General features: G+C 69.5%; 37 protein-coding genes. 4 read left to right on the top strand and 33 right to left on the bottom strand.

The window, feature by feature from the left end:
- Positions 1-53 precede the first annotated feature (53 nt).
- Together AB0A74_RS08790 and AB0A74_RS08785 are read left to right on the top strand one after the other, a co-directional pair.
- Positions 54-1,616 (top strand): S8 family peptidase, encoded by a 1,563-nt coding sequence (locus AB0A74_RS08790; protein ID WP_358248242.1) that lies wholly within the window; start codon positions 54-56, stop codon positions 1,614-1,616.
- Positions 1,617-1,669: 53 nt separating this feature from the next.
- Positions 1,670-2,497 carry a Uma2 family endonuclease gene (locus AB0A74_RS08785; RefSeq protein ID WP_358248241.1) on the top strand — a complete coding sequence of 276 codons (828 nt, stop codon included), beginning with the start codon at positions 1,670-1,672 and terminating at the stop codon, positions 2,495-2,497.
- On the opposite strand, the gene AB0A74_RS08780 is transcribed toward AB0A74_RS08785, so the two are convergent.
- Positions 2,487-3,569 carry a glycosyltransferase family 4 protein gene (locus tag AB0A74_RS08780; RefSeq protein ID WP_358248240.1) on the bottom strand — a complete coding sequence of 361 codons (1,083 nt, stop codon included), beginning with the start codon at positions 3,567-3,569 and terminating at the stop codon, positions 2,487-2,489. The genes AB0A74_RS08785 and AB0A74_RS08780 overlap by 11 nt on opposite strands.
- Before the next feature lie 49 nt (positions 3,570-3,618).
- On the opposite strand from AB0A74_RS08780, the gene AB0A74_RS08775 reads away from it, so the two are divergent.
- Positions 3,619-4,362 carry a PIG-L family deacetylase gene (locus AB0A74_RS08775; protein WP_358248239.1) on the top strand — a complete coding sequence of 248 codons (744 nt, stop codon included), beginning with the start codon at positions 3,619-3,621 and terminating at the stop codon, positions 4,360-4,362.
- 35 nt (positions 4,363-4,397) lie between these two features.
- Positions 4,398-5,297: a lysylphosphatidylglycerol synthase domain-containing protein gene (locus tag AB0A74_RS08770; RefSeq protein WP_358248238.1), complete on the top strand. Its 900-nt coding sequence runs from the start codon at positions 4,398-4,400 to the stop codon at positions 5,295-5,297.
- On the opposite strand, the gene truA is transcribed toward AB0A74_RS08770, so the two are convergent.
- The 32 genes from truA to rplD form a co-directional block, all read right to left on the bottom strand.
- Positions 5,263-6,054 carry a tRNA pseudouridine(38-40) synthase TruA gene (truA, locus tag AB0A74_RS08765; RefSeq protein WP_358248237.1) on the bottom strand — a complete coding sequence of 264 codons (792 nt, stop codon included), beginning with the start codon at positions 6,052-6,054 and terminating at the stop codon, positions 5,263-5,265. The two genes, AB0A74_RS08770 and truA, sit on opposite strands and share 35 nt — an antisense overlap.
- A 56-nt stretch (positions 6,055-6,110) precedes the next feature.
- Positions 6,111-6,683: a 50S ribosomal protein L17 gene (gene rplQ / locus AB0A74_RS08760; RefSeq protein WP_358248236.1), complete on the bottom strand. Its 573-nt coding sequence runs from the start codon at positions 6,681-6,683 to the stop codon at positions 6,111-6,113.
- A gap of 58 nt (positions 6,684-6,741) precedes the next feature.
- Positions 6,742-7,797, bottom strand: coding sequence for a DNA-directed RNA polymerase subunit alpha (locus tag AB0A74_RS08755; RefSeq protein ID WP_121224939.1), 1,056 nt, complete (start codon positions 7,795-7,797; stop codon positions 6,742-6,744).
- A 145-nt stretch (positions 7,798-7,942) separates the two neighbouring features.
- A complete protein-coding gene (gene rpsD / locus AB0A74_RS08750) occupies positions 7,943-8,548 on the bottom strand; it encodes a 30S ribosomal protein S4 (protein WP_343935358.1) in 606 nt (201 codons plus the stop codon).
- Positions 8,549-8,571: 23 nt separating this feature from the next.
- Positions 8,572-8,979, bottom strand: coding sequence for a 30S ribosomal protein S11 (gene rpsK, locus AB0A74_RS08745; RefSeq protein WP_033436732.1), 408 nt, complete (start codon positions 8,977-8,979; stop codon positions 8,572-8,574).
- Positions 8,980-9,013: 34 nt separating this feature from the next.
- Entirely contained in the window at positions 9,014-9,394 is a 381-nt protein-coding gene (gene rpsM / locus AB0A74_RS08740; RefSeq protein WP_121224935.1) for a 30S ribosomal protein S13, read from the bottom strand.
- A gap of 212 nt (positions 9,395-9,606) precedes the next feature.
- Positions 9,607-9,720 carry a 50S ribosomal protein L36 gene (gene rpmJ / locus AB0A74_RS08735; RefSeq protein WP_010148647.1) on the bottom strand — a complete coding sequence of 38 codons (114 nt, stop codon included), beginning with the start codon at positions 9,718-9,720 and terminating at the stop codon, positions 9,607-9,609.
- A 58-nt stretch (positions 9,721-9,778) separates the two neighbouring features.
- Positions 9,779-10,000, bottom strand: coding sequence for a translation initiation factor IF-1 (infA, locus tag AB0A74_RS08730; protein ID WP_005166804.1), 222 nt, complete (start codon positions 9,998-10,000; stop codon positions 9,779-9,781).
- Positions 10,001-10,191: 191 nt separating this feature from the next.
- Complete coding sequence (locus tag AB0A74_RS08725) at positions 10,192-10,626, bottom strand: DUF1707 domain-containing protein (RefSeq protein WP_358248235.1); 435 nt, start codon at positions 10,624-10,626, stop codon at positions 10,192-10,194.
- An 84-nt stretch (positions 10,627-10,710) separates the two neighbouring features.
- Positions 10,711-11,487 (bottom strand): type I methionyl aminopeptidase, encoded by a 777-nt coding sequence (gene map, locus AB0A74_RS08720; protein WP_358248234.1) that lies wholly within the window; start codon positions 11,485-11,487, stop codon positions 10,711-10,713.
- Between the two features lie 47 nt (positions 11,488-11,534).
- Complete coding sequence (locus AB0A74_RS08715) at positions 11,535-12,095, bottom strand: adenylate kinase (RefSeq protein ID WP_343935355.1); 561 nt, start codon at positions 12,093-12,095, stop codon at positions 11,535-11,537.
- Positions 12,095-13,405: a preprotein translocase subunit SecY gene (secY, locus tag AB0A74_RS08710; RefSeq protein WP_358248233.1), complete on the bottom strand. Its 1,311-nt coding sequence runs from the start codon at positions 13,403-13,405 to the stop codon at positions 12,095-12,097. The genes AB0A74_RS08715 and secY overlap by 1 nt, the downstream gene beginning before the upstream one ends.
- A gap of 258 nt (positions 13,406-13,663) precedes the next feature.
- A complete protein-coding gene (locus tag AB0A74_RS08705) occupies positions 13,664-14,263 on the bottom strand; it encodes a LysE family translocator (RefSeq protein WP_358248232.1) in 600 nt (199 codons plus the stop codon).
- 684 nt (positions 14,264-14,947) lie between these two features.
- A complete protein-coding gene (gene rplO / locus AB0A74_RS08700; RefSeq protein WP_343935352.1) occupies positions 14,948-15,391 on the bottom strand; it encodes a 50S ribosomal protein L15 in 444 nt (147 codons plus the stop codon).
- On the bottom strand, positions 15,388-15,573 hold the full coding sequence (rpmD, locus tag AB0A74_RS08695; RefSeq protein WP_033428588.1) for a 50S ribosomal protein L30: 186 nt from the start codon (positions 15,571-15,573) through the stop codon (positions 15,388-15,390). Before rpmD ends, rplO begins: the two co-directional genes overlap by 4 nt.
- Before the next feature lie 2 nt (positions 15,574-15,575).
- Positions 15,576-16,181, bottom strand: coding sequence for a 30S ribosomal protein S5 (gene rpsE, locus AB0A74_RS08690; protein ID WP_121224926.1), 606 nt, complete (start codon positions 16,179-16,181; stop codon positions 15,576-15,578).
- Between the two features lie 34 nt (positions 16,182-16,215).
- Complete coding sequence (gene rplR / locus AB0A74_RS08685) at positions 16,216-16,614, bottom strand: 50S ribosomal protein L18 (RefSeq protein ID WP_343935351.1); 399 nt, start codon at positions 16,612-16,614, stop codon at positions 16,216-16,218.
- 1 nt (position 16,615) lies between these two features.
- On the bottom strand, positions 16,616-17,155 hold the full coding sequence (gene rplF, locus AB0A74_RS08680) for a 50S ribosomal protein L6 (protein WP_343935350.1): 540 nt from the start codon (positions 17,153-17,155) through the stop codon (positions 16,616-16,618).
- Between the two features lie 18 nt (positions 17,156-17,173).
- Positions 17,174-17,572: a 30S ribosomal protein S8 gene (rpsH, locus tag AB0A74_RS08675; protein WP_309117676.1), complete on the bottom strand. Its 399-nt coding sequence runs from the start codon at positions 17,570-17,572 to the stop codon at positions 17,174-17,176.
- Between the two features lie 129 nt (positions 17,573-17,701).
- Positions 17,702-17,887 carry a type Z 30S ribosomal protein S14 gene (locus AB0A74_RS08670; protein WP_121224918.1) on the bottom strand — a complete coding sequence of 62 codons (186 nt, stop codon included), beginning with the start codon at positions 17,885-17,887 and terminating at the stop codon, positions 17,702-17,704.
- A 4-nt stretch (positions 17,888-17,891) separates the two neighbouring features.
- Entirely contained in the window at positions 17,892-18,455 is a 564-nt protein-coding gene (rplE, locus tag AB0A74_RS08665; RefSeq protein WP_337728380.1) for a 50S ribosomal protein L5, read from the bottom strand.
- Positions 18,455-18,769 (bottom strand): 50S ribosomal protein L24, encoded by a 315-nt coding sequence (gene rplX / locus AB0A74_RS08660; protein WP_121224914.1) that lies wholly within the window; start codon positions 18,767-18,769, stop codon positions 18,455-18,457. The genes rplE and rplX overlap by 1 nt, the downstream gene beginning before the upstream one ends.
- The gene (gene rplN / locus AB0A74_RS08655; protein WP_015805282.1) at positions 18,769-19,137 is read right to left on the bottom strand and encodes a 50S ribosomal protein L14; all 369 of its coding nucleotides are present in this window, start codon (positions 19,135-19,137) and stop codon (positions 18,769-18,771) included. Before rplN ends, rplX begins: the two co-directional genes overlap by 1 nt.
- Before the next feature lie 63 nt (positions 19,138-19,200).
- Positions 19,201-19,482: a 30S ribosomal protein S17 gene (gene rpsQ, locus AB0A74_RS08650; RefSeq protein WP_337728379.1), complete on the bottom strand. Its 282-nt coding sequence runs from the start codon at positions 19,480-19,482 to the stop codon at positions 19,201-19,203.
- On the bottom strand, positions 19,479-19,724 hold the full coding sequence (rpmC, locus tag AB0A74_RS08645) for a 50S ribosomal protein L29 (protein ID WP_358248231.1): 246 nt from the start codon (positions 19,722-19,724) through the stop codon (positions 19,479-19,481). Before rpmC ends, rpsQ begins: the two co-directional genes overlap by 4 nt.
- Positions 19,724-20,143: a 50S ribosomal protein L16 gene (gene rplP / locus AB0A74_RS08640; RefSeq protein WP_337728378.1), complete on the bottom strand. Its 420-nt coding sequence runs from the start codon at positions 20,141-20,143 to the stop codon at positions 19,724-19,726. Before rplP ends, rpmC begins: the two co-directional genes overlap by 1 nt.
- A gap of 3 nt (positions 20,144-20,146) precedes the next feature.
- Positions 20,147-20,968 (bottom strand): 30S ribosomal protein S3, encoded by an 822-nt coding sequence (rpsC, locus tag AB0A74_RS08635; protein WP_343935349.1) that lies wholly within the window; start codon positions 20,966-20,968, stop codon positions 20,147-20,149.
- Positions 20,968-21,366, bottom strand: a complete 399-nt coding sequence (rplV, locus tag AB0A74_RS08630) for a 50S ribosomal protein L22 (RefSeq protein ID WP_337728376.1) — start codon at positions 21,364-21,366, stop codon at positions 20,968-20,970. Before rplV ends, rpsC begins: the two co-directional genes overlap by 1 nt.
- Before the next feature lie 35 nt (positions 21,367-21,401).
- Positions 21,402-21,683, bottom strand: coding sequence for a 30S ribosomal protein S19 (rpsS, locus tag AB0A74_RS08625; protein ID WP_015105260.1), 282 nt, complete (start codon positions 21,681-21,683; stop codon positions 21,402-21,404).
- Between the two features lie 18 nt (positions 21,684-21,701).
- Entirely contained in the window at positions 21,702-22,535 is an 834-nt protein-coding gene (rplB, locus tag AB0A74_RS08620; protein ID WP_343935348.1) for a 50S ribosomal protein L2, read from the bottom strand.
- A 22-nt stretch (positions 22,536-22,557) separates the two neighbouring features.
- The gene (gene rplW, locus AB0A74_RS08615) at positions 22,558-22,857 is read right to left on the bottom strand and encodes a 50S ribosomal protein L23 (RefSeq protein ID WP_121009862.1); all 300 of its coding nucleotides are present in this window, start codon (positions 22,855-22,857) and stop codon (positions 22,558-22,560) included.
- A complete protein-coding gene (rplD, locus tag AB0A74_RS08610) occupies positions 22,854-23,540 on the bottom strand; it encodes a 50S ribosomal protein L4 (RefSeq protein ID WP_358248230.1) in 687 nt (228 codons plus the stop codon). The genes rplW and rplD overlap by 4 nt, the downstream gene beginning before the upstream one ends.
- Between the last annotated feature and the right edge of the window lie 2 nt (positions 23,541-23,542).

Raw genomic sequence — 23,542 nt, 5'->3', positions numbered from 1 at the left:
TCGCCGCGGTGATCCTCCCGGGCGCACACCCTGCGAAGAGGAGAACCCCTGCGATGCGAGACTCTCGCGCGTCCTGGACGAGGCGGGTGACCGGAGCGGGCCTGGCCACCGGCACCGCGTTCGCCGTCACCGCCGCACTGACGACGTTCACCGCCGGCGCCGCCGAGGGCGAGATCCTCGGCCTCGACGCGCCGAACGCGGTCAAGGACAGCTACATCGTGGTGCTCAAGGACGTGGGCGCGGCGAGCGCCGACACGTTGAGCGCGAAGTACCAGGCTTCCGTGAAGCACACCTACACCAGCGCCCTGCGCGGCTTCTCCGCGACCATGAGCGAGGCGCAGGCGCGCCGGCTCGCCGCGGACCCGAGCGTCGAGTACGTCAAGCAGGACGCCGAGGTGAAGATCTCCGGCACGCAGTCGCCGACGCCGTCCTGGGGCCTGGACCGCATCGACCAGGCGGCGCTGCCGCTGAACAACTCCTACACCTACCCGAACGAGGGTGAGGGCGTCACCGCCTACATCATCGACACGGGCATCCGGTTCTCCCACACCGACTTCGGCGGGCGCGCGGTCTCCGGGCGCGACACCGTCGACAACGACAACGACGCCACCGACTGCAACGGCCACGGCACGCACGTCGCGGGCACCGTCGGCGGCACCAAGCACGGCGTGGCGAAGAAGGCCAAGCTGGTCGGCGTGCGGGTGCTGAACTGCTCCGGCTCCGGCACGTACGCGGGCGTCATCGCGGGCATCGACTGGGTGACCCAGAACGCCGCGAAGCCGGCCGTGGCGAACATGTCGCTGGGCGGCGGCGCGGACGCCACGGTCGACCAGGCCGTCCGCAACTCCATCGCGGCCGGCGTGACCTACGGCCTCGCGGCGGGCAACGACAACGGCGCGAACGCGTGCAACACCTCCCCGGCCCGCACGACCGAGGGCATCACGGTCGGGTCGACGACGAACACCGACGCGCGCTCGTCGTTCTCCAACATCGGCACCTGCCTGGACATCTTCGCGCCGGGCTCGTCCATCACGTCGGCCTGGCACACCGGCGACGCGGCCACCAACACCATCAGCGGCACCTCGATGGCGACCCCGCACGTCGTCGGCGCGGCGGCGGTGTACCTGGCGGCCAACCCGACCGCCACGCCGCAGCAGGTGCGCGACGCCCTGGTGAACGGCGCGACGAGCGGCGTCGTCGGCAACGCGGGCACGGGTTCCCCGAACAAGCTCCTCCGCCTGGTCGGCAGCACCACCCCGCCGCCCACCGGCTGCGCGCCCAAGACGAACGCGACCGACGTGAACGTGCCCGACCTGGGCACCGCCACCAGCACCATCGCGATCACCGACTGCGCGGGCGCCGCGAGCGCCACCGCCACGGTCGAGGTGCACATCAAGCACACGTACCGCGGTGACCTGGCGATCGACCTGATCACGCCGAGCGGCGCGGTGAAGCAGCTCAAGGTGTCCAGCGGCTCGGACGGCGCGGACAACGTGGACGCGACGTACACGGTGAACCTGTCGGCGGAGACGGCGAACGGCAACTGGCAGCTGCGCGTCCGCGACGTCTACTCGCAGGACACGGGCTACATCGACACCTGGACCCTCGACCTGTAGCAGGTCCGGCGGTACCAGGCAGCACAACGAACGGCCCCCACCTCCTTCCGCCGGTGGGGGCCGTTCTGCCGTTCCGGGACCCGGCGGCGCTCGACAGCGGGCCGCTCGACGACCGGTTCCCGGTCGAAGCCGTCGCGGTGGGGGCGGGCCTCGACCCCGATGCCGTCACCGCTGATCCGATGGTGGCGGTTCTGTTGCGATCTCACCCGTTTGGTGGAGAGTGGGACGCTGTGAGGGAAGACGAAGCAGGAGGTCCATCCGTGTCCGCAGCACCGGAGTACGGCTGTGAACCGCCGACCGAGTACGACCCACCGCGCTCGACCCTCGGGCCGCACACCATCGAGGACTGGCTGGAGTTGGATCCCGCTCCGGACGGGTCGAGCATCGAGTTGATCATGGGGTACCTGTTCGTGACTCCTCCGCCGTCGGGCACCCACCAGCACGCCGGCGGGCGCCTGTACATGAAGCTGTACCAGGCCGTCGAGTCCGACGGGCGCGCTGACCTGCACGTCGTTCAAGGTGTCGGTGTGCGGATCTCGACACCTCTGCGCACGGCGCTGATCCCCGACATCGTGGTGCTCGACCGGAAGCCGATCGGGGTCTCGTTCCCGGCCGAGGCGGTGCGGCTCGCCGTCGAGGTGTGGTCACCCGGCAACCGCACGGCGGAGCGCGACACGAAGATGGCGAGCTATGCCAACGCCGGCGTGCCGTTCTTCTGGGGCGTTGAAAGGCGACCGAAGCTCAACGCGATGCAGATGACGGCCTTCCGCCTGGAGAACGGGCTCTACAAAGCCGAGAACATCCTCGAAACCGAAGGCCCCGAGACCATCACCGCCTCCCCCGTCCCGATCACCCTCGACCTCGCCGACCTCACCCCCTGAGCACTCCGCCGCGCACCGCCCGTTCCCGGCACGCCTCCAAAGCCTCCAGCACCCGCGGCCACGTGCACGGTGGGTCCGTGGACCGGTTGTGGGCCGCCATCCGGGTGCGCAAGCCGCGGTCGGACGCCAACCGCACCAGGGCCGCGGCCAGGTCGTCGGACAGCAGCCCTTCCACGCCGTCGCGCACGAAGTCCGCCACGCCCGTCCCCGGTCGCGCCACCACCGGCACCCCCGCCGTCCGGGCCTCCAGGGTCGCCAAGCCGAACGCCTCGCACACCGTCGGGTTCACGAACACGTCCGCCGACGCCAGCAGGCGCGCCACCGCCTCGCGGTCCAGCCGACCGGGCAGGCTCACCCAGTCCATGCCGTGCCGCCGCACGTACCGGCGCACCGCCCCCATCTCCGGGCCGTCCCCGGCCAGCGTCGCCCGCACCCCGCCGACCGCCGAGAACACTTCCCGCAGCACGGCCAACAAGTGCAGCGGCTGCTTGCGCGACGCCAACCTGCCCACCGACACGATGTGCACCGGCCCGCCCGAGCGCTGCGCGGGGATCCCCCGCCACAGCGCCGGCGTCACGCCGTTGGGCACGACGAAGACCTCTCCCGGCAACGCCGACCGCACCCGCGCCGCCGCGGCCGTCGAGACCGCGGCCAGCACCAGCGGCGACCGCGACCACCCGTCCACCCGGTCCAGCGCCCGGTAGCACCGGCGCACCGCCGGGTCCCACATGCTGTGCACCACCGCGACCGTCGGCAGTCCCAGCCCCAGCGCCGACCGGATGCCCGACCACGCGAACGGCGACACCGCGCCGACGTGCACGTAGACGACGTCCGCACCCAACGACCCCAGCAACCGGTCCAGGTGGTGCCCGGCACGCAGGTGGATCGGCGGCCCGAACGGCATCGCCACCGGGTGGACGGTGTAGCCGGGCGGCCGGGTGGCGGCGCGGGTCGCGGTGATCACGTGGACCTCCGCGCCCGCGCGTCGTTGCGCCTCGGCCAGACCCGCCACCTGGACCTCGATGCCGCCCAGGCGCGGCAGGAAGCAGTCGCTGACGTGGATGATCGACACAGGGACTCCCGTCAAGCCGCTGAACGGAGCAACTGACACTCTTACACCCGTGAGCCGAACCTGCGTGTTCTTCCACGCCCATCCAGACGACGAAGCCCTCCTGACGGGGGGCACCATGGCCCGCCTCGCCGCCGAGGGGCACCGGGTGGTGCTGGTCGTCGCGACCGCCGGCGAGCGCGGGCTGGCCGCCCACCGGGGAGACCTCGGGGCCGTCCGCACGAAGGAGGCGCACCGGGCGGCGGAGGTGCTCGGGTGCGCGCGGGTGGAGTTCCTCGGCTACGCCGACTCCGGGTTGGACGGGAGCGCCTCGACGGGCTTCGCGCGGGCGGACGTGCCGGAGGCCGCCGGGCGGCTGGCCGAGATCCTGCACGAGGAACGCGCCGACCTGCTGACCACCTACGACCCCGTCGGCGGCTACGGGCACCCCGACCACGTGCAGGTCCACCGTGTCGGCGCGCTGGCCGCCGAACTGGCGGGCACACTGAGGGTGTGGGAGGCGACGGTCGACCGGACCCTGTTGCTGCGCGCCCTCCGGCTGGCCCGGGTCGCGCGGCGGTTCGACCTGACCCCGTTCCGGACCGCCTACACGCCCCGCGCGGCGATCACGCACACCGTGGACGTCCGCCGGTACGCCGGGTGCAAGCGGGCGGCGCTGGCGGCGCACGCCACGCAGACGACGGGCGGCGACCAGACCCGCACCGTGGGCGCCCTGCTGAGCCTGCCGCCGCCGCTGTTCCGGCTGGTCATGGGCACGGAGTGGTACATCGAGCGCAAACGCTTGCGCGCACGCTGAGGGGCCACCTGAACCTGCTCGCCTCGCTCGCCTCCGTGGGCCTCGCGGTGTGGCTGGTGGTCGCGCTGGTCCCGAAGGTCGGCGGCGTCGGCTGGGCCACCATCACCGACCACCTCGCCGCCGTCAGCGCCGCCGCCCTCGCGGGCCTGACCGCGCTGTGGCTGGCCGGCCTGTGGGCCTACACCTACGTCCTGACCGGCTCGCTGCCCGGCCTGCGCAACACCCAGGCGTTCAGCCTCAACGCGGCCGGCAGCGCGGTGAGCAACCTGTTCCCGTTCGGCGGCGCGGCGGGCGTCGCCGTGACCGCCGTGATGGCGTCGAGCTGGGGGCACACGGCCCGCGCGATCACCACGTCCACCATCGTCAGCGGCCTGTGGAACGCCCTGGGCCGGGTCGCCCTCCCGCTGGTCGCGCTGGCCGTGCAGGGCGCGGCCGTGCTCGGGCGCACGGTCCTCGCCGCCACCCTCACCACCGCGGTGGCCCTGGTCGTCACCGTCGCCGCCCTGACCAGGCTGCGCTGGCTCAGCGGCGTGCTGCGGGGCCGCGCCCGGCGGTTCGTGGTGCGGCTGCGCCGGCAGAACGCGCAGGTCATCCGGCGGAACTGGGCGAAGATGACCACCGGCATGGTGGTCTACCTGGCGTTGCAGGCCCTGTTGCTGTGGTGCTGCCTCGCGGTGACCGGGGTCGAGCTGTCACCGGGCGCGCTGGTCGCGGCGTTCGCGGTGAGCCGGCTGCTCACGCTGGCCGTGGTGACGCCCGGCGGGTTCGGGGTCAGCGAGAACGGGACGATCGCGCTGCTCGTCGCGCTGGGCACACCCGCCGGGCCGGCCGTCGCGGGCGTGCTCCTGTTCGCCGTCTTCACCTACCTCGCCGAGATCCCGATGGGCGGCGTGGCCTGGCTCAACTGGTCGGTGCGCCGCGCACGTTCCGCGTGACCAGCGCCCGCGCGGCCAGCTCCGAGTCCTCCGGGTAGTCCACCCGGACGAGTGACAAGCCGTGCGGCGGAGCGACCGTGACCTCACTCGATCGAGAAGACAACGAGAGCAGCGACGCGGGCCAGGTGACCGGCTTGCGCCCCTCCCCGACGGCCAGCAGCGCCCCCACCAGGCTGCGCACCATCGAGTGGCAGAACGCGTCCGCCGAGACGGACGCCGTCAGGACGTCCCCGTCCCGCTCCCACGACAGCCGCTGCAGCTCGCGGATCGTCGTCGCGCCCTCCCGGCGCTTGCAGAACGCGCAGAAGTCCCGCTCCCCCAGCAGCAGCTCGGAGGCGGCGTTCAGGGCGTCCACGTCCAGCGGACGCGGCCACGCCAGGGTGTCCAGCCGCCGCAGCGGCGAAGCGCCGAACGGCGCGTCGGTCACCCGGTACTCGTAGTGCCGCCGCAACGCCGCGAACCGGGCGTCGAACTCGGCCGGCACGACCCGCGCCGAGAACACCCGCACGTCGGTCGGCAACGCCCGCGCGAGCCGCCGCGGCAACCCCTCGACGTCCACCGACGCGGGCAGGTCCGCGTGCGCCACCTGGCCGGCCGCGTGCACGCCGGCGTCGGTCCGCCCCGCCACGGTCAGGGACACGTCCTCCCGCAGCACGGTGGACATCGTGTCCTCCAGCACCCCGCACACCGTCCGCCGACCCGGCTGGCGCGCCCACCCCGAGAACTCCGTGCCGTCGTAGCCCAGGTCCAGGCGCACACGAACGAGCCCGTCGCCCCGCGAGGGGACGACGGGCTCGTCGGCGGTCGGGTCCGTCAGGACTCGTCCTTCTTGTCCTCGGCCTTCGGAGCGGCCTCGTCGGCGCCCTCGGCGGGCTCCTCCGCGGCGTCCTTGGTGGCCGACTCGGGCGCGTCAGCGTCCTGGTCGGCGACCTCGTCGGCCTTGGTCTCCTCGGCCTTGGTCTCGGCCGGCTTGACCTCGTCCTTGGCGAACTTGGTCTTGCGGGCGCGCTCCGCCTCGGAGGTGACGGTCTTCTCCGGCACCAGCTCGATCACGGCCATGGGGGCGTTGTCGCCCTTGCGCGGCAGCGTCTTGGTGATGCGGGTGTAGCCGCCGGCGCGGTCCGCGAACTGCGGGCCGATCTCCGCGAACAGCTTGTGCACGACGTCCTTGTCGCGGATGACCTTGAGGATCTCGCGACGGTTGTGCAGGTCGCCGACCTTGGCCTTGGTGATCAGCTTCTCGGCGTACGGGCGCAGCCGCTTCGCCTTGGCCTCCGTGGTCGTGATCCGACCGTGGGTGAACAGCGACGTGGCCAGGTTGGCCAGCATGAGCCGCTCGTGGGCCGGCGAGCCCCCGAGACGGGGTCCCTTGGTGGGGGTGGGCATCGAATTGCTCCTCGGATTTCTTTCTGATCCTCTGCTCCGGCCCGGCCGCTAAGCGGCCTCAGAGCTGCTCGGTCTCCGCGTAGTCGTGGCCGTCGTCGTGGTTGTCCACGGACGTGTCCGCGGCGCCCCAGCCCTCGGCGGGGTAGTCGGACGCGGCGGCCGACGGGTCGAACCCGGGCGGGCTGTCCTTCAGCGCGAGGCCGAGGCCGACGAGCTTCATCTTGACCTCGTCGATCGACTTGGCGCCGAAGTTGCGGATGTCCAGCAGGTCCGCCTCGCTGCGCGAGACCAGCTCGCCCACCGTGTGGATGCCCTCGCGCTTGAGGCAGTTGTAGGACCGGACGGTGAGGTCCAGGTCCTCGATCGGCATCGCGAAGGCCGCGATGGTGTCCGCCTCGGCGGGAGACGGTCCGATCTCGATGCCCTCGGCGTCCACGTTCAGCTCACGCGCGAGACCGAACAGCTCCACCAGGGTCTTGCCCGCGGACGCGACGGCGTCGCGCGGCGTGATGGAGGGCTTGGTCTCGACGTCGAGGATCAGCTTGTCGAAGTCGGTCCGCTGCTCGACACGGGTGGCCTCGACCTTGTAGGTCACCTTCATGACGGGCGAGTAGATCGAGTCGACCGGGATGCGGCCGATCTCGGCGCCGGCCTGCTTGTTCTGGACGGCGGGGACGTAGCCGCGACCGCGCTCGACGACGAGCTCGATCTCCAGCTTGCCCTTGCCGTTCAGGGTGGCGATGTGCAGGTCGGGGTTGTGCACGGTCACACCGGCCGGGGGCACGATGTCACCGGCGGTCACCGCACCGGGGCCCTGCTTGCGCAGGTACATGGTCACCGGCTCGTCCTCCTCGGAGCTGACGACCAGCTCCTTGAGGTTGAGGATGATGTCGGTGACGTCCTCCTTCACGCCGGGGACCGTCGTGAACTCGTGCAGCACGCCGTCGATGCGGATGCTGGTCACGGCGGCGCCGGGGATGGAGGACAGCAGGGTGCGGCGGATCGAGTTGCCGAGGGTGTAGCCGAAGCCCGGCTCCAGCGGCTCGATGACGAACCGGGAGCGGGTCTCGTTGACCGCTTCCTCGCTGAGCGAGGGGCGCTGGGAAATCAGCACTGGGTTCTTCCTTTCTCAACCCGACGCCCGCCATATGACGCCGGGAACGCCAGTCGCGGAGACCGGCAAACGCGTTCGGCACACCATTCCGTGCCGTCGCGGGACCCGATCGGCGGGCGGTCGCGTGGACCGCCCGCCGAGAGGATCACTTCGAGTAAAGCTCGACGATGAGCTGTTCGGTCACCGGCGTGTCGATCTGCGCCCGCTCCGGCAGCTGGTGCACCAGGATGCGCAGGTTGGACTGCACGACCTGGAGCCACGCCGGGATCGGGCGGTCACCGAAGGACGCGCGCGCGGCCTCGAAGGGCAGCGTCGGGAGCGACTTCGGCTTCACGTCGATGATGTCGAACTTCGACACCCGGTAGCTCGGGATGTTCACCTTCTGGCCGTTGACCAGGAAGTGCCCGTGGCTGACCAGCTGGCGAGCCTGGCGACGGGTGCGCGCGAGGCCCGCGCGGTACACCACGTTGTCCAGACGGGACTCCAGGATCTGCAGCAGGTTCTCACCGGTCTTGCCGGTGCGGCGGACCGCTTCCTCGTAGTAGCGGCGGAACTGCTTCTCCAGCACGCCGTACGTGTAGCGGGCCTTCTGCTTCTCCTGGAGCTGGAGCAGGTACTCCGACTCCTTGATGCGACCGCGGCCGTGCTGGCCGGGCGGGTAGGGACGGCGCTCGAACGCCTGGTCCCCACCGACGAGGTCGACCTTGAGCCGGCGCGAGATGCGGGTGGCCGGTCCGGTGTAGCGAGCCATGTGTGCTTACTCCTCCCCGTGCCTCAGACCCGGCGCCGCTTGGGCGGGCGGCAGCCGTTGTGGGGCTGCGGGGTCACGTCCTGGATGGTGCCGACCTCAAGACCGGCGGCCTGGAGGGAACGGATCGCGGTCTCGCGGCCGGAGCCGGGACCCTTCACGAACACGTCCACCTTGCGCATGCCGTGCTCGGCGGCCTTGCGGGCGGCGTTCTCGGCGGCCATCTGCGCCGCGAACGGCGTCGACTTCCGCGAGCCCTTGAAGCCCACGTGGCCGGCGGACGCCCAGCTGATCACGTTGCCCATCGGGTCCGTGATGGACACGATGGTGTTGTTGAACGTGCTCTTGATGTGCGCCTGGCCGTGCGAGACGTTCTTCTTTTCCTTGCGCCGGACCTTCTTGACCCCGGCGCCCGTGCGGGACTTGGGTGGCATATCTGGGTGATCTCCTACTTATGGGTGCGCGAGGTTACTTCTTGCCGGCCTTCTTCTTGCCCGCAACGGTCTTCTTCGGACCCTTACGAGTACGCGCGTTCGTCTTGGTGCGCTGCCCGCGGACGGGCAGGTTGCGACGGTGGCGCAGACCCTCGTAGCAGCCGATTTCCATCTTGCGGCGGATGTCGGCCTGAACCTCGCGGCGGAGGTCACCCTCGACCTTGAAGTTGTTCTCGATGTAGTCCCGCAGCTTGGCGAGGTCGTCGTCGCTGAGGTCCTTGACGCGCAGGTCAGGGGAGATCTCAGTGGCGGTCAGCAGCTCCTTGGAGCGCGTGCGACCGATGCCGAAGATGTAGGTGAGCGCGATCTCCATCCGCTTCTCGCGGGGGAGGTCGACGCCAGCGAGTCGTGCCATGCGGCGATTGCTCCTGTCGTTTCTCTCCAGGTCTGCTCCCCGTCCGCTCCCGGGACTGACTCGCTGTTGTCAGTTCCGACCGCTCTCACGGTCGGTGTCCCGGCCCCGGCCTGGAGTCCGGGGGTGTGCTCCTCGGGTCGTGCGTCGAGGAGCAGGTGCGGGGAGGCTTGCTTGTCTTGCGTCGGTGAGGACGCTGCGACGTGGCTGTCTGCTCAGCCCTGGCGCTGCTTGTGGCGCAGGTTCTCGCAGATGACCATGACCCGGCCGTGGCGGCGGATCACCTTGCACTTGTCGCAGATCTTCTTGACGCTCGGCTGGACCTTCACGCCTGAGCTCTCCTGCTGGTAGCCCCGGTGCACCGGTCGCCCGGTGTCACCGTGGAGGTCACTTGTAGCGGTAGACGATGCGCCCGCGGGACAGGTCGTAGGGCGAGAGCTCCACGACAACCCGGTCCTCGGGGAGGATGCGGATGTAGTGCTGACGCATCTTGCCGCTGATGTGTGCCAGGACCTTGTGCCCGTTCTCCAACTCGACGCGGAACATCGCGTTGGGGAGCGGTTCGACTACGCGGCCCTCGACCTCAATGGCCCCGTCCTTCTTGCCCATGTCCTCCGCGTTTCGTGACGGTGGTTAGCTTCCACTTGGACGTGGAGCACGCGCGGAACCCCGACTCCTTCAGGCCCTTGCGAACCTGCCAGCCGGCGGTAAGGTGCGTCACAGGCATGGCGGAACCGGCGCTACGTGTGCGCCACCCGTCCATAGTACGCGCGCCGGCGGGTATGCCCAAATCGGGGCTGTCAACCCGCCGCGCGGTCGCGCCCGACCAGGAGCCAGATCACACCCAGGACGGCCCCGGACGGCATCGCCACCCACAGGAACCACGGGTAGACCACGCCCTCGCCGCCGAGCACGCTCACCAGCAGCCAGATCGCGAAGTTGAACGCGCTCACGCTCAGCCAGACCGTGGTGAGCACCTTCATCGCCGACGGCCCCCGGGGCTTCACCCGAACCGGTGGCGGCGGGGGCAGGGGCCGCTCGACCACCTGCGGCAGGTCCGCGGTCAGGGCCGCCAGCTCACCACGGGTCTTCGCCCGCCAGACCGCCACGACCCGCTCGTCGAACTCGGCGAGGTCCAGGCTGCCGTCGGCGTGGGCGCGGTGGAGCAGTTGCTGCACGACTTCGCGCTCGGCGTCGGAGGCCCGCATGTCCTCGGGCCGCACGGGGAGGCTCACACGTCAATCGTGGCGACCGCCCGCAAGCCGAAGAAGGGGGCTAACCCCCGTATCCGCCTCCGGCGTCCCGGAGCCGGCGTCGCGTCAGCCCTCTTCGAGCGCCGTCAGCACCCAGGGGCCGTCGTCGGTGATGGCCACGCTGTGCTCCCAGTGCGCCGCCCGCGACCCGTCCGTGGTCACCACGGTCCAGCCGTCGTCCAGCTCGGCGGTCCGCTCGCTGCCCAGGGTCAGCATGGGCTCGATCGCGATCGCCATGCCGACCTTCAACCGCGGCCCCTTGCCGGGCTTGCCGTAGTTCGGCAGGAACGGGTCCATGTGCATCTTGGTGCCGATGCCGTGGCCGCCGTAGCCGTCCACGATCCCGTACTCGACACCGTCGCGCTCGCCCGCCAGGATCGTCGCCGACTCGATGGCGAAGGAGATGTCGCTGAGCCGCCCGCCCGGGACGGCCGCCGCGATGCCCGCCAGCATCGACTCGCGGGTCGCCTCGGACAGCTTCAGCTCCGCCTCGGTCACCGTCCCGACCGGCAGGGTCACGGCGGAGTCGCCGTGCCAGCCGTCGAGGATGGCGCCGCAGTCGATGGAGATGAGGTCGCCCTCGGCCAGGACCTGCGTCTTGCTCGGGATGCCGTGGACCACCTGCTCGTTCACCGACGCGCAGATGCTCGCCGGGAACCCGTGGTAGCCCTTGAAGCTGGGGATCGCGCCGGCGTCGCGGATGGACTGCTCCGCCAGCTCGTCCAGCTCGGCCGTGCTCACGCCGACCTTGGCGTGCTCGGTGAGCAGCGCCAGGGTGCGGGCCACGACCAGGCCGGCGGCCCGCATGGCCTCCAGCTGGCCGCGGCTCTTGATCTCGATCATGCGGTCACCCGGGACGATCCTGCGCAGCGCATCGAGCAGGCCACCGGTCACTTCTCGCCGCGCGCGGCGCGCAGCGCGGCCAGGGCCCGCTCGCTGATCTCCTCGACGTCGCCCACGGCGTCGATGCTCACGACGATGTCGGCGTAGTGGTCGAGCAGCGGCGCGGTCTCGGTGCGGTAGACCTGCTGGCGGTGGCGGATGACCTCTTCCTTGTCGTCCGCCCGGCCGCGGGCGAGCAGGCGCTCCACCACGACGTCCTCGTCGATCCGGAACTCCAGCACGGCGTCCAGGGCGTGCCCGTCCGCGGCGAGGATCTCGCCGAGCACGGCCGCCTGGGCGACGTTGCGGGGGAACCCGTCGAGCAGGAAGCCGTCCTTGGCGTCCTCCTGCGACAGGCGCTCCCGCACCATCTCGTTGGTGACCGCGTCCGGCACGAGCTCGCCGGAGTCCAGGTACTCCTGGACCTCCTTGCCGAGGTCGGTCTGCTGGCTGATGTGCGCGCGGAAGAGGTCCCCGGTGGAGATGTGCGGCACGCCGAGCTTGGTCTTGAGCAGTTCGGCCTGAGTGCCCTTGCCCGCTCCGGGCGGGCCGACGAGAACGAGTCGCACTAGCGGAGGAACCCTTCGTAGTTGCGCTGCATGAGCTGGCTCTCGATCTGCTTAACAGTGTCGAGGCCGACGCCCACCATGATCAGCACCGCCGTGCCGCCGAACGGGAAGTTCTGGTTCTGGCCCTGACCGGTCAGGTCGAGGAACAGGTTCGGCAGGATGGCGACGATGCCCAGGTACAGCGAGCCCGGCAGCGTGATCCGCCCCAGCACGAAGCGGAGGTACTCGGCGGTGGGACGCCCGGGGCGGATACCCGGGATGAACCCACCGAACTTCTTCATCTCGTCGGCACGCTCGTCGGGGTTGAACGTGATGCCCACGTAGAAGTAGGTGAAGAAGACGATCAGCAGGAAGTACGCCGAGATGTGCACCGGGCTGGACTGGCTGACCAGGTGCGTCTGGACGAACGTCTCCCACCAGCTCGGCGCGGACCCGTCGGTCGACGTGGTCAGGCGCGAGATGAGGTCGGGCAGGTAGAGCAGCGACGAGGCGAAGATGACCGGGATGACACCGGCCTGGTTCACCTTCAGCGGCAGGTAGGTCGAGGTGCCGCCGTACATGCGGCGACCGATCATGCGCTTCGCGTACTGGACCGGGATGCGGCGCTGCGCCTGCTCCACGTAGATGACGCTGGCGATGATCAGCAGGGCCGCGACGCAGACCAGGAAGAAGGTCAGGCCACCGCGCTGGAGGATCAGCTGGCCCTCGTGCGGGATGCGGGCGGCGATGCCGGTGAAGATCAGCAACGACATGCCGTTGCCGATGCCCTTCTCCGTGATGATCTCGCCCAGCCACATGATGACGCTGGTGCCCGCGGTCATGGCGACGACGATGACGACGAGGTTCCAGACGCTCTGGTCCGGGATGACGTCGTGCTCGCAGTTCTGGAACAGCTGGCCGCGCACCGCGAGCGCGATGATGCCGGTCGACTGCAGCACCGCGAGGGCGATGGTCAGGTAGCGGGTGTACTGGGTCAGCTTGCCCTGGCCCGCCTGGCCTTCCTTCTTCAACTGCTCGAACCGCGGGATGACCACGGTGAGCAGCTGGATGATGATGCTCGCGGTGATGTAGGGCATGATGCCCAGCGCGAAGATCGACAGGTTGAGCAGGGCGCCGCCGCTGAACAGGTTGATCAGCGAGTAGATCCCCTGCTGGTCGACCTGCTCGACGCAGAGTTTCACGTTCTTGAAGGAGACGCCCGGCGCGGGCATGGTCGCGCCCAACCGGTACACCACGACGATCCCCAGGGTGAAGAGGATCTTCTTGCGTAGGTCCGGCGTCGCGAGAGCCGAGCGGAATGCGCCGAGCACGCGAACCTCCATCAGCGTTGCCGCCCCGCCTGGGTCGGCATCCTGCGGTACCGGCTGTGTTGCCGGCACAGTCTTGCGGTGGTGGCGGACGCGGGGGTAGCCGCGACCGACCCGGAGGACATCCGGGTTCAGCCCGCGACTTTAACAGCCGCGAAGCGGGTTGCCGTAGCCAGCCGCCCTTCACACTTCGTACCCGATCAAGACCCGGCGTTCGCAAGCCGCCGAATGGATCAAGTTGCAGCCGGTGCGCGCCCGGTCTCAGCGGGTGGCGCTGGTGGCCAGGACCCCGGCCATCCCGAGCAGGAGCGTCCCGGTCCCCTGGTCCAGCCGGCGCCGCGCGCGAGCGCTCAGGTCGGCCCGGCGGATGATCGCGCCAACGGTCACGTAACCGGCCCCTGCCAGCACTTCCGCCGCCAGGTAGACCGCGCCGAGCACGACGAGCTGGGCCTGCACGGAGCCCCGCGCGGGGTCCACGAACTGCGGGACGAAGGCGGTGAAGATCAACAGCGCCTTCGGGTTCGTGATCGCGACGAGGAACTCCTTGCGCAGCGGGTTGCCCCTCTTCGGGGCCGAGGAGGCCTGTGATGGTGTGAAGAAGATGCGCGCGGCGAGGTAGACGAGGTAGGCCACCCCGAGCCACTTGATGACGGTGAGCGCGGCGGTGGACGCGGCCAACACCGGCCCGAGCCCGGCCACGACGGCGACGATCATGAGAGCAAACGCGAACAGCCGCCCGACCAGGGCAGTCACCGCCTTGAGCGCCCCGTGGTGCACGGCGTGGTGCATGCCGAGCAGGTTGTTGGCACCAGGCGTGAGCGCCACCAGAACAGCCGCACCAAAAAAGACCACCAGCCACATGCGCCCAAACTAACCCGACACCGCAACTGCTTTCTGCTGTGCGCGAACACCCCCAGCCACCATCTCGAATGGCCCCCACACGCCCCCAAACGCCCCCAGACGCCCCACTACCCCGGCCGCCCACACCCCACCCGGCCACCCGCCCCAGCCGCCCCCAACACGACTCCGCCGCCCCCAGCACGCCTTAACCGCCCAGAAGCGCCCTCCGCCGCGCCCCGCGCGGCCCCGCCGCGCAGCGGCGGCTGAGCTACCAGCCACAAGGGGCCTTCGTGTTCCCCACCGTATGACCTGCCCGAAGGGCAACCACACTTTTCGGGGGTCGGGCCAAAAAGTTTTTGCGAGGAACGAGCAAAAAGTTTTTCGACCGACCCCCGAAAAGTGTGGTCGGCTCCGCCAGGTCATGCGGTGGGGAACACGCAGGCCCTTCCCCCCACTGGAGGCCTCCCGGCCGCTTTTGTCTTTAGAGCGCGCCAGCGCGTCCGCTTGAGAGCGCGCAGCGCGTCTAGGAACCGCGAAGCGAGGACACCCCTCCGGAGGAGGAGGAGACAGCGAACGGCCCCCGGCGCGGGAGGCACCGGGGGCCGTTCAGACCTTGCTGTAGTTCAATCTTGCCACTTCAGTGCGTCAAGCACCGTGGCAGTGCGTCAAGCACCGTGGCAGTGCGTCAAGCACCGTGGCAGTGCGTCAGAGCACCGTCGTGGTGCCGCCGGCCGCCGCGATCTTCTCGACCGCGCTGCCCGAGAACTTGTTGGCCACGACGTCCAGCTTGACGCCGTTCAGGTCGCCCTCACCGAGGACCTTGACCAGCTCGTTCTTGCGCACCAGACCGGCGTGGACGAGGGCGTCCACGTCGACCCGGCCACCGTCCGGGAACACCCGGGCCAGGTCGCCCACGTTCACGACCTGGTACTCGGTGCGGAACGGGTTGCGGAAGCCCTTGAGCTTCGGCAGGCGCATGTGCAGCGGCATCTGGCCACCCTCGAAGCGCGGGGAGACGTTCTTCCGCGCGCCGGTGCCCTTCGTGCCTCGACCGGCCGTCTTGCCCTTGGAGCCCTCACCGCGACCGACACGGGTCTTCGCGGTCTTGGCGCCGGGGGCCGGACGCAGGTCATGGATCTTGATGGTCACGACTGGACCTCCTCGACGACCACCAGGTGGCGCACGGCGTGGATGAGCCCGCGCACCTGCGGCGTGTCCTCGCGGACCACCGACTGGCGGATCTTGCGCAACCCCAGGGTCCGGAGGGACTCACGGTGGTTGTGCTTGGTACCGATGCTGCTCTTCACCTGGGTGACCTTGAGCTGAGCCATGATCACACCGCCCCTGCGCGAGCGCGGAGCATACCGGCGGGAGCGACGTCCTCCAGGGGCAGACCGCGACGGGCAGCCACCTCCTCGGGACGCTGGAGACCCTTCAGGGCCTCCACCGTGGCGTGCACGATGTTGATGGCGTTGTCCGAGCCCAGCGACTTGCTCAGCACGTCGTGGACACCGGCGCACTCCAGCACCGCGCGGACCGCGCCACCGGCGATGACGCCGGTACCGGCCGAGGCCGGGCGCAGCAGCACGACACCGGCCGCCTTCTCGCCCTGCACCGGGTGGGGGATCGTGCCCGCGATGCGAGGGACGCGGAAGAAGTTCTTCTTCGCCTCCTCGACACCCTTGGCGATCGCGGCCGGGACTTCCTTGGCCTTGCCGTAGCCGACACCGACCATGCCGTCGCCGTCGCCGACGACGACCAGAGCGGTGAAGCTGAAGCGACGACCACCCTTCACGACCTTGGAGACGCGGTTGATCGCAACCACGCGCTCCAGGTGCGGGGTCTTCTCCTGGGCCGCGCCGCCGCGGCCGCCGTCACGACGGTCGCGACGCTCTCCGCGCTCGCCCCCGCCGCCTTCGCGACGCGTGCGTCCTGGCATCAGGCGTCCCTCTCAATTCCGAAGATGTGCATTGTCAGAACTCCAGCCCCGCCTCGCGGGCGGCATCGGCCAGAGCAGCGATCCGGCCGTGGTAGGAGTTGCCACCGCGGTCGAACACGACCTTGGTGATCCCGGCGTCCTTGGCGCGGGCCGCGGCCAGCTGGCCGACCTTGGCGGCCTTGGCCTTCTTGTCGCCCTCCACCGCGCGGACGTCCGCCTCCACCGAGGAGGCGGCCGCCAGGGTGTGGCCGGCGAGGTCGTCGATGATCTGCACGGTGATGTGCTTCGACGACCGGTGCACGACCAGGCGCGGACGCTCCGGCGTGCCGCTGACCTTCTTGCGGAGGCGGAAGTGACGGCGCGTCTTGGCGATGCGGCGGGTGGTCGAGATGTCCTTGCCGACCGGCTTGCGCTTCGTTGCAGTCTCGCTCATGTCACTTACCCGTCTTTCCGACCTTGCGGCGGATCTTCTCGCCCGCGTAGCGCACGCCCTTGCCCTTGTACGGGTCGGGCTTGCGCAGCTTGCGGATGTTGGCGGCGACCTCGCCCACGAGCTGCTTGTCGATGCCGGCCACGGAGAAGCGGGTCGGGGTCTCCACCGCGAAGGTGATGCCCGCGGGGGCCTCCACCTTGACCGGGTGGCTGTAACCGAGCGCGAACTCCAGGTCGGAACCCTTGAGCGCGACGCGGTAACCGACCCCGTGGATCTCCATCTTCTTCTCGTAGCCCTGCGTCACACCGACGACCATGTTCTGCACCAGGGTGCGCGACAGGCCGTGGAGCGAGCGGCTGCGGCGCTCGTCGTTCGGGCGCTTCACCTCAAGAGTGCCGTCTTCGGCCTTCTCGATGATGATCGGCTCAGCGATCGTGAGCGACAGGGTGCCCTTGGGACCCTTCACGCTGACGTCCTGGCCGTCGATGTTCACGTCGACCCCGGAGGGGACGGTGATCGGCAGCTTTCCGATGCGCGACATTGGCTTGTCCCCCTTCCCTTACCAGACGTAGGCGAGGACTTCGCCGCCCACGCCCGACTTGTTGGCCTGACGGTCGGTCATGAGACCGCCGGAGGTCGAGATGATCGCGACGCCCAGACCGCCCAGCACCTTCGGCAGGTTCGTCGACTTGGCGTACACGCGCAGACCGGGCTTGGACACGCGGCGGAGGCCGGCGATGCTGCGCTCCCGGTTCGGGCCGTACTTCAGCTCGATGACGAGCTGCTTGGCGACATCGCCCTCTTCATCGCGGTAGCTCGCGATGTAGCCCTCGCGCTTGAGGATCTCGGCGATGTTGGCCTTGAGCTTGGAGTGCGGCATCACGACCTTGTCGTGGTAAGCCGAGTTCGCGTTCCGCAGACGCGTCAACATGTCTGCGATCGGGTCGGTCATCGTCATGGTGACCTGGTCAACCTTTCTCGCTGCGGTTCCCCAGTCAGGGTCCGCGGCCGGCGCCGGGGCGCCGGCCGGGTCGTGAGCGGGCCTACAGCGAAGTGGGATTTTCGAAAACCTGCCGGTGGGCGGGTCTTACCAGCTCGACTTGCTCACGCCGGGCAGCTCGCCCCGGTGGGCCATCTCGCGCAGGCAGATCCGGCACAGGCCGAACTTGCGGAACACCGAGTGCGGCCGGCCGCAGCGCTGGCACCGGGTGTACCCCCGCACCTTGAACTTCGGCTTCTTGGCCGCCTTGTTGATCAGAGCCTTCTTGGCCATCAGCTCAGTTCTCCTTGAACGGGAAGCCCAGGGCCTTCAGCAGCGCCCGGCCCTCCTCGTCGTTGGTGGCGGTGGTGACGACCGTGATGTCCATGCCGCGGGGGCGGTCGATGGCGTCCGGGTCGATCTCGTGGAACATCGACTGCTCGTTGAGGCCGAACGTGTAGTTCCCGTTGCCGTCGAACTGCTTGCCGGACAGGCCGCGGAAGTCGCGGATGCGCGGCAGCGCGATCGTCAGCAGGCGGTCCAGGAACTCCCACATGCGGTCGCCGCGCAGCGTCACGCGCGCACCGATCGGCATGCCCTCGCGCAGCTTGAACTGGGCGATGGACTTGCGCGCCTTGCGGACCTCGGGGCGCTGGCCGGTGATGATCGACAGGTCGCGCACCGCGCCCTCGATCAGCTTGCCGTCGCGGGCGGCGTCGCCGACACCCATGTTCACGACGACCTTCACGACGCCCGGGATCTGCATCACGTTGGCGTACTCGAACTGCTTGCGCAGCTCCGCGACGATCTCCTCGCGGTAGCGCGTCTTCAGCCGAGGGATGGTCTTCTCAACGGTGGTCATCAGATGTCCTTCCCGTTACGACGGGAAATGCGGACCCGCTTGCCCTCGTCGTTCGTCCGGTAGCCCACACGGGTCGGCTTGCCGTCCGAGTCGACCACCATCACGTTGGACACGTGGATGGGGGCCTCCTGGGTCACGATGCCGCCCGACTGCGCGCCGCGCTGGGTCTGCGTGATCCGGGTGTGCTTCTTGATGCGGTTGACGCCCTCGACCAGGACGCGGTTCTCGGCGGGGTAGGCCTGGATGACCTTGCCGCGAGCACCCTTGTCCTTGCCGGCGATAACGACGACGGTGTCGCCCTTCTTCACCTTCATCAGAGCACCTCCGGCGCCAACGAGATGATCTTCATGAACTTCTTGTCGCGCAGCTCACGACCGACCGGGCCGAAGATGCGGGTGCCCCGCGGCTCGTTGTCGTTCTTGATGAGCACCGCGGCGTTCTCGTCGAACCGGATGTAAGAGCCGTCGGGACGGCGCTTCTCCTTGACGGTGCGGACGACGACCGCCTTGACGACGTCACCCTTCTTCACACCGGCGCCGGGGATGGCCTGCTTCACCGTCGCGACGATGATGTCCCCGATGCCCGCGTAGCGGCGGCCCGAGCCACCGAGAACACGGATGCAGAGGATCTCCTTCGCACCGGTGTTGTCGGCGACGCGCAGCCGCGACTCCTGCTGGATCACTTACCTTCTCCTGACCATTCCTGGCCCGCCAGATTGCCGACCTGACGGGCTCGGTCCGTGGTTTTACTTGGCCTTTTCGAGGATCTCGACGAGGCGCCAGCGCTTGGTGGCCGACAGCGGCCGGGTCTCCATGAGCAGCACGCGGTCGCCGACGCCGGCGCTGTTCTGCTCGTCGTGCGCCTTCACCTTGGTGGTGGAGCGCATGACCTTGGAGTAGCGGCGGTGCTTCTTGCGGTCCTCGACGGCGACCACGATCGTCTTGTCCATCTTGTCGGACACGACGTAGCCCTCGCGGACCTTGCGCTCGCCGCGCGTCTGAGTCTCAGTCACTTCGTTCTCGCTCATGCCGCACCCTCACCAGTGGAACCGTCGGGAGTGGCCGACAGGCCCAGCTCCCGCTCCCGCATCACGGTGTAGATCCGGGCGATCTCGTGCCGGACCGTGCGCAACCGGCGGTTGTTGTCCAGCTGCCCGGTGGCCATCTGGAAGCGGAGGTTGAACAGCTCCTCCTTCGCCTCCCGAAGGCGCAGCACGAGCTCTTCCTCGGTGAGCTCGCGAAGCTCGGAAGCGGTGGTACCCGCTGCCATCAGAACTCACCACCCTCACGCGTAACGATGCGGCACTTCATCGGGAGCTTGTGGATCGCGCGGCGCAGCGCCTCGCGGGCCACCTGCTCGTTCGGGAAGCTCATCTCGAAGAGCACCCGACCCGGCTTGACGTTGGCGACCCACCACTCCGGGGAGCCCTTACCGGAACCCATGCGGGTCTCGGCGGGCTTCTTGGTCAGCGGGCGGTCCGGGAAGATGTTGATCCAGACCTTGCCACCACGGCGGATGTGCCGCGTGATGGCGATACGCGCCGACTCGATCTGGCGGTTGGTCACGTAAGCGGGCTCCAGCGCCTGGATGCCGTACTCGCCGAAGGTGACCCTCGTGCCGCCCTTGGCAGCACCGGACCGACCGGGGTGGTGCTGCTTGCGGTGCTTAACCCTGCGCGGGATGAGCACGACTCAGCCCTCCGTCTTCTCTTCGGTCGCGGCCGGGGCGTCCGCGGTCTCGGCCGCGGCCCGTCCGGCTTCGGTGCTCGTCGCCGTGGTGCCGCTGGCGCCGGAACGACGGGCCCGGTTCGGGCGCTCGCCGCGGTCGCGGCGCGGGGCGCGCTCGGCGGACGGCGCGGCGTCGCGCTCGCGCTTGGCGCTGAGGCCACCGACGACGTCACCCTTGTAGATCCACACCTTCACGCCGATGCGGCCGAACGTGGTGCGGGCCTCGAAGAAGCCGTAGTCGATGTCGGCGCGCAGCGTGTGCAGCGGCACCCGGCCGTCGCGGTAGTGCTCCGAGCGGGACATCTCGGCGCCGCCGAGACGACCGCCGCACTGCACGCGGATGCCCTTCACCTGGGGCGAGCGCATGGCCGACTGGATGGCCTTGCGCATCGCGCGGCGGAACGCCACGCGGTTCGACAGCTGCTCGGCCACGCCCTGCGCGACGAGCTGCGCGTCCGCCTCGGAGTTCTTCACCTCAAGGATGTTGAGCTGCACCTGCTTCTTGGTGAGCTTCTCCAGCTCACCGCGGATGCGGTCGGCCTCCGCACCACGACGGCCGATGACGATGCCCGGCCGGGCGGTGTGGATGTCGACGCGGACCCGGTCGCGGGTGCGCTCGATCTCCACCTTGGAGATGCCGGCACGCTCCATGCCACGGCCGAGCAGCTTGCGGATCTTGACGTCCTCGGCCACGTACTCGGCGTACTGCTTGTCGGCGTACCAGCGGGACTTCCAGTCGGTGGTGATCCCCAGCCGGAAGCCGTGCGGGTTGATCTTCTGGCCCACTACCGGGTTCCCTTCGCGCTGGACTTCTTCGGACGCGACTCCACCTCGACGGTGATGTGGCTCGTCCGCTTGCGGATCCGGTACGCACGGCCCTGGGCGCGCGGGCGGAACCGCTTGAGGGTCGGACCCTCGTCCACGTAGACCTTCGACACCCACAGGGTGTCGGGGTCCAGGGACAGGTTGTTCTCGGCGTTGGCCACGGCGCTCGCGAGCACCTTCCGGACCGGCTCAGATGCCGCCTGCGGCGCGAACTGGAGCACGGCCAGGGCCTCGCTGGCGCTACGACCCCTGATGAGCTCGACGACGCGGCGCACCTTCATGGGCGTGTCGCGGACGTAGCGAGCCCGAGCCACGGCGCGCGGAAACTCCTGCGCCTCAGCTTCGTTACGGGCGTTCATCGCTGCTTCCCCTTGCTCTTCCTCTAGTTCGTCGCCTAGCGGCGGCGCGACTTCCGGTCGTCCTTGATGTGACCCTTGAACGTGCGGGTCGGCGCGAACTCGCCGAGCTTGTGCCCGACCATCGCCTCCGTCACGAACACCGGCACGTGCTTGCGGCCGTCGTGCACCGCGATCGTGTGGCCCAGCATGTCGGGGATGATCGTCGACCGGCGGGACCAGGTCTTGATGACGGTCTTCTTGCCCGACTCGTTGAGGACGTCCACCTTCTTGAGCAGGTGGTCGTCGACGAAGGGGCCCTTCTTAAGGCTGCGTGGCATCCTTCACTCCCTCCCTGCTCAGCGCTTCTTACCGGTGCGACGACGCCGGACGATGAGCTTGTCGCTTGCCTTGCGGCGGCGGGTACGGCCTTCGGGCTTGCCGGCCGGGTTCACCGGGTGGCGACCACCGGAGGTCTTGCCCTCACCACCACCGTGCGGGTGGTCGACCGGGTTCATGGCGACACCACGCACCGTGGGCTTCTTGCCCTTCCAGCGCATGCGGCCGGCCTTGCCCCAGTTGATGTTCTGGTGCTCGGCGTTGCCGACCTCGCCGACCGTGGCGCGGCAGCGCACGTCCACGTTGCGGATCTCGCCCGAGGGCATCCGCAGCTGGGCGTACGGGCCGTCCTTGGCGACCAGCTGGACGCTGGCGCCGGCGGACCGGGCGATCTTCGCGCCACCGCCGGGGCGGAGCTCGATCGCGTGCACGACCGTGCCGACCGGGATGTTGCGCAGCGGCAGGTTGTTGCCCGGCTTGATGTCGGCCTTGGGGCCGTTCTCGATCCGGTCACCCTGCTGCAGCTTCGCCGGCGCGATGATGTAGCGCTTCTCGCCGTCGGCGTAGTGCAGCAGCGCGATGCGCGCGGTGCGGTTGGGGTCGTACTCGATGTGCGCGACCTTGGCCGGCACGCCGTCCTTGTCGGTGCGGCGGAAGTCGATCAGGCGGTAGGCCCGCTTGTGGCCACCACCCTTGTGCCGCGTCGTGATCTTGCCCGACGCGTTGCGGCCACCACGGCCGTGCAGCGGGCGGATCAGCGACTTCTCCGGGGTCGACCGAGTGATCTCGGCGAAGTCGGAGACGCTCGCACCGCGACGACCGGGGGTCGTCGGCTTGTACTTGCGAATGCCCATCTCTACGCAGTCCTCGTCGTCATCAGGCGGCCGGGCCGCCGAAGATCTCGATCGGCTTGCTCTCGGCGGACAGCGTCACGATCGCGCGCTTGGTGTCCTTGCGCTTGCCGAAGCCCGTGCGGGTGCGCTTGCGCTTGCCCTGCCGGTTGATCGTGTTGACGCTGACGACCTTGACGCCGAAGACCTTCTCCACGGCAATCTTGATCTGGGTCTTGTTCGCGCCGGGAGCCACCACGAAGGTGTACTTGTTCTCCTCCAGGAGCCCGTAGGACTTCTCGGAGATGACCGGCGCGAGCAGGATGTCCCTGTGGTCGGGGATCACTTCTCGTCCTCCACTTCGGACGAACCGGCGACCGCCTCGGCCGAGCCCTTGCCCTGCTGGGCCTTGCTCGCCAGGAACACGTCCAGAGCGTCCTTCGTGAACACCACGTCGTCGTTGACGAGCACGTCGTAGGTGTTCAGCTGGTCCGGGGCGATGATGTGCACGTGCGGCAGGTTCCGCAGGCTCACCCACGACACCTCTTCGGTGCGCAGCAGCACGGCCAGCACGCGACGGGCCTCGGTCACCGACTCCAGGACCTTGCGGGCGGTCTTCGTCGACGGCTGGTCGCCGGAGACGAAACCGCTCACCACGTGGACCTGGCCGGCGCGCGCCCGGTCGGAGAGGGCGCCGCGCAGGGCGGCGGCCTTCATCTTCTTGGGGGTGCGCTGGCTGTAGTCGCGCGGCACGGGGCCGTGGACGGTGCCACCGCCGGCGAACTGCGGCGCGCGGGTCGAGCCCTGGCGGGCGCGACCGGTGCCCTTCTGGCGGTACGGCTTCTTGCCGCCACCGGACACCTCGCCGCGCGTCTTGGCCTTGTGCGTGCCCTGGCGGGCCGCGGCCTGCTGGGCGACGACGACCTGGTGCAGCAGCGCGACGTTGGCCTGCGCGTCGAAGACGGCCGAGGGCAGCTCGACGGAGCCGTCGGTCTTGCCGTCCGGGGTGCGGATCTCAACGGAAGTCATGA

Source organism: Saccharothrix sp. NPDC042600 (assembly GCF_040647305.1).
GTDB classification, from domain to species: domain Bacteria; phylum Actinomycetota; class Actinomycetes; order Mycobacteriales; family Pseudonocardiaceae; genus Actinosynnema; species Actinosynnema mutabilis.
The sequence above is the reverse complement of the archived record's forward strand: the minus strand, read 5'-3'. Positions and strand labels throughout refer to the sequence as shown.

Bases quoted from the DNA above. Each gene is read 5' to 3' on its own strand.
- rpmC (WP_358248231.1), bottom strand. From the start codon at position 19,724: ATGGCAGCGGGTACCACCGCTTCCGAGCTTCGCGAGCTCACCGAGGAA.
- rpsD (WP_343935358.1), bottom strand. From the start codon at position 8,548: ATGGCTCGCTACACCGGACCGGCCACCCGCATCTCGCGCCGGCTCAAG.
- map (WP_358248234.1), bottom strand. From the start codon at position 11,487: ATGATCGAGATCAAGAGCCGCGGCCAGCTGGAGGCCATGCGGGCCGCC.
- rplV (WP_337728376.1), bottom strand. From the start codon at position 21,366: ATGAACGCCCGTAACGAAGCTGAGGCGCAGGAGTTTCCGCGCGCCGTG.
- rplB (WP_343935348.1), bottom strand. From the start codon at position 22,535: ATGGGCATTCGCAAGTACAAGCCGACGACCCCCGGTCGTCGCGGTGCG.
- rpsH (WP_309117676.1), bottom strand. From the start codon at position 17,572: ATGACGATGACCGACCCGATCGCAGACATGTTGACGCGTCTGCGGAAC.
- rplX (WP_121224914.1), bottom strand. From the start codon at position 18,769: ATGAAGGTGAAGAAGGGCGACACCGTCGTCGTTATCGCCGGCAAGGAC.
- rplQ (WP_358248236.1), bottom strand. From the start codon at position 6,683: ATGCCCACCCCCACCAAGGGACCCCGTCTCGGGGGCTCGCCGGCCCAC.
- rpsS (WP_015105260.1), bottom strand. From the start codon at position 21,683: ATGCCACGCAGCCTTAAGAAGGGCCCCTTCGTCGACGACCACCTGCTC.
- AB0A74_RS08790 (WP_358248242.1), top strand. From the start codon at position 54: ATGCGAGACTCTCGCGCGTCCTGGACGAGGCGGGTGACCGGAGCGGGC.
- infA (WP_005166804.1), bottom strand. From the start codon at position 10,000: ATGGGCAAGAAGGACGGGGCCATTGAGGTCGAGGGCCGCGTAGTCGAA.
- rpsK (WP_033436732.1), bottom strand. From the start codon at position 8,979: ATGCCACCCAAGTCCCGCACGGGCGCCGGGGTCAAGAAGGTCCGGCGC.
- rplF (WP_343935350.1), bottom strand. From the start codon at position 17,155: ATGTCGCGCATCGGAAAGCTGCCGATCACCGTCCCCTCCGGGGTCGAC.
- rplD (WP_358248230.1), bottom strand. From the start codon at position 23,540: ATGACTTCCGTTGAGATCCGCACCCCGGACGGCAAGACCGACGGCTCC.
- rpsQ (WP_337728379.1), bottom strand. From the start codon at position 19,482: ATGAGCGAGAACGAAGTGACTGAGACTCAGACGCGCGGCGAGCGCAAG.
- rplE (WP_337728380.1), bottom strand. From the start codon at position 18,455: ATGACCACCGTTGAGAAGACCATCCCTCGGCTGAAGACGCGCTACCGC.
- AB0A74_RS08670 (WP_121224918.1), bottom strand. From the start codon at position 17,887: ATGGCCAAGAAGGCTCTGATCAACAAGGCGGCCAAGAAGCCGAAGTTC.
- rpsM (WP_121224935.1), bottom strand. From the start codon at position 9,394: ATGGCACGACTCGCTGGCGTCGACCTCCCCCGCGAGAAGCGGATGGAG.
- rpmD (WP_033428588.1), bottom strand. From the start codon at position 15,573: ATGGCTCAGCTCAAGGTCACCCAGGTGAAGAGCAGCATCGGTACCAAG.
- rpsE (WP_121224926.1), bottom strand. From the start codon at position 16,181: ATGCCAGGACGCACGCGTCGCGAAGGCGGCGGGGGCGAGCGCGGAGAG.
- rplR (WP_343935351.1), bottom strand. From the start codon at position 16,614: ATGAGCGAGACTGCAACGAAGCGCAAGCCGGTCGGCAAGGACATCTCG.
- AB0A74_RS08705 (WP_358248232.1), bottom strand. From the start codon at position 14,263: ATGTGGCTGGTGGTCTTTTTTGGTGCGGCTGTTCTGGTGGCGCTCACG.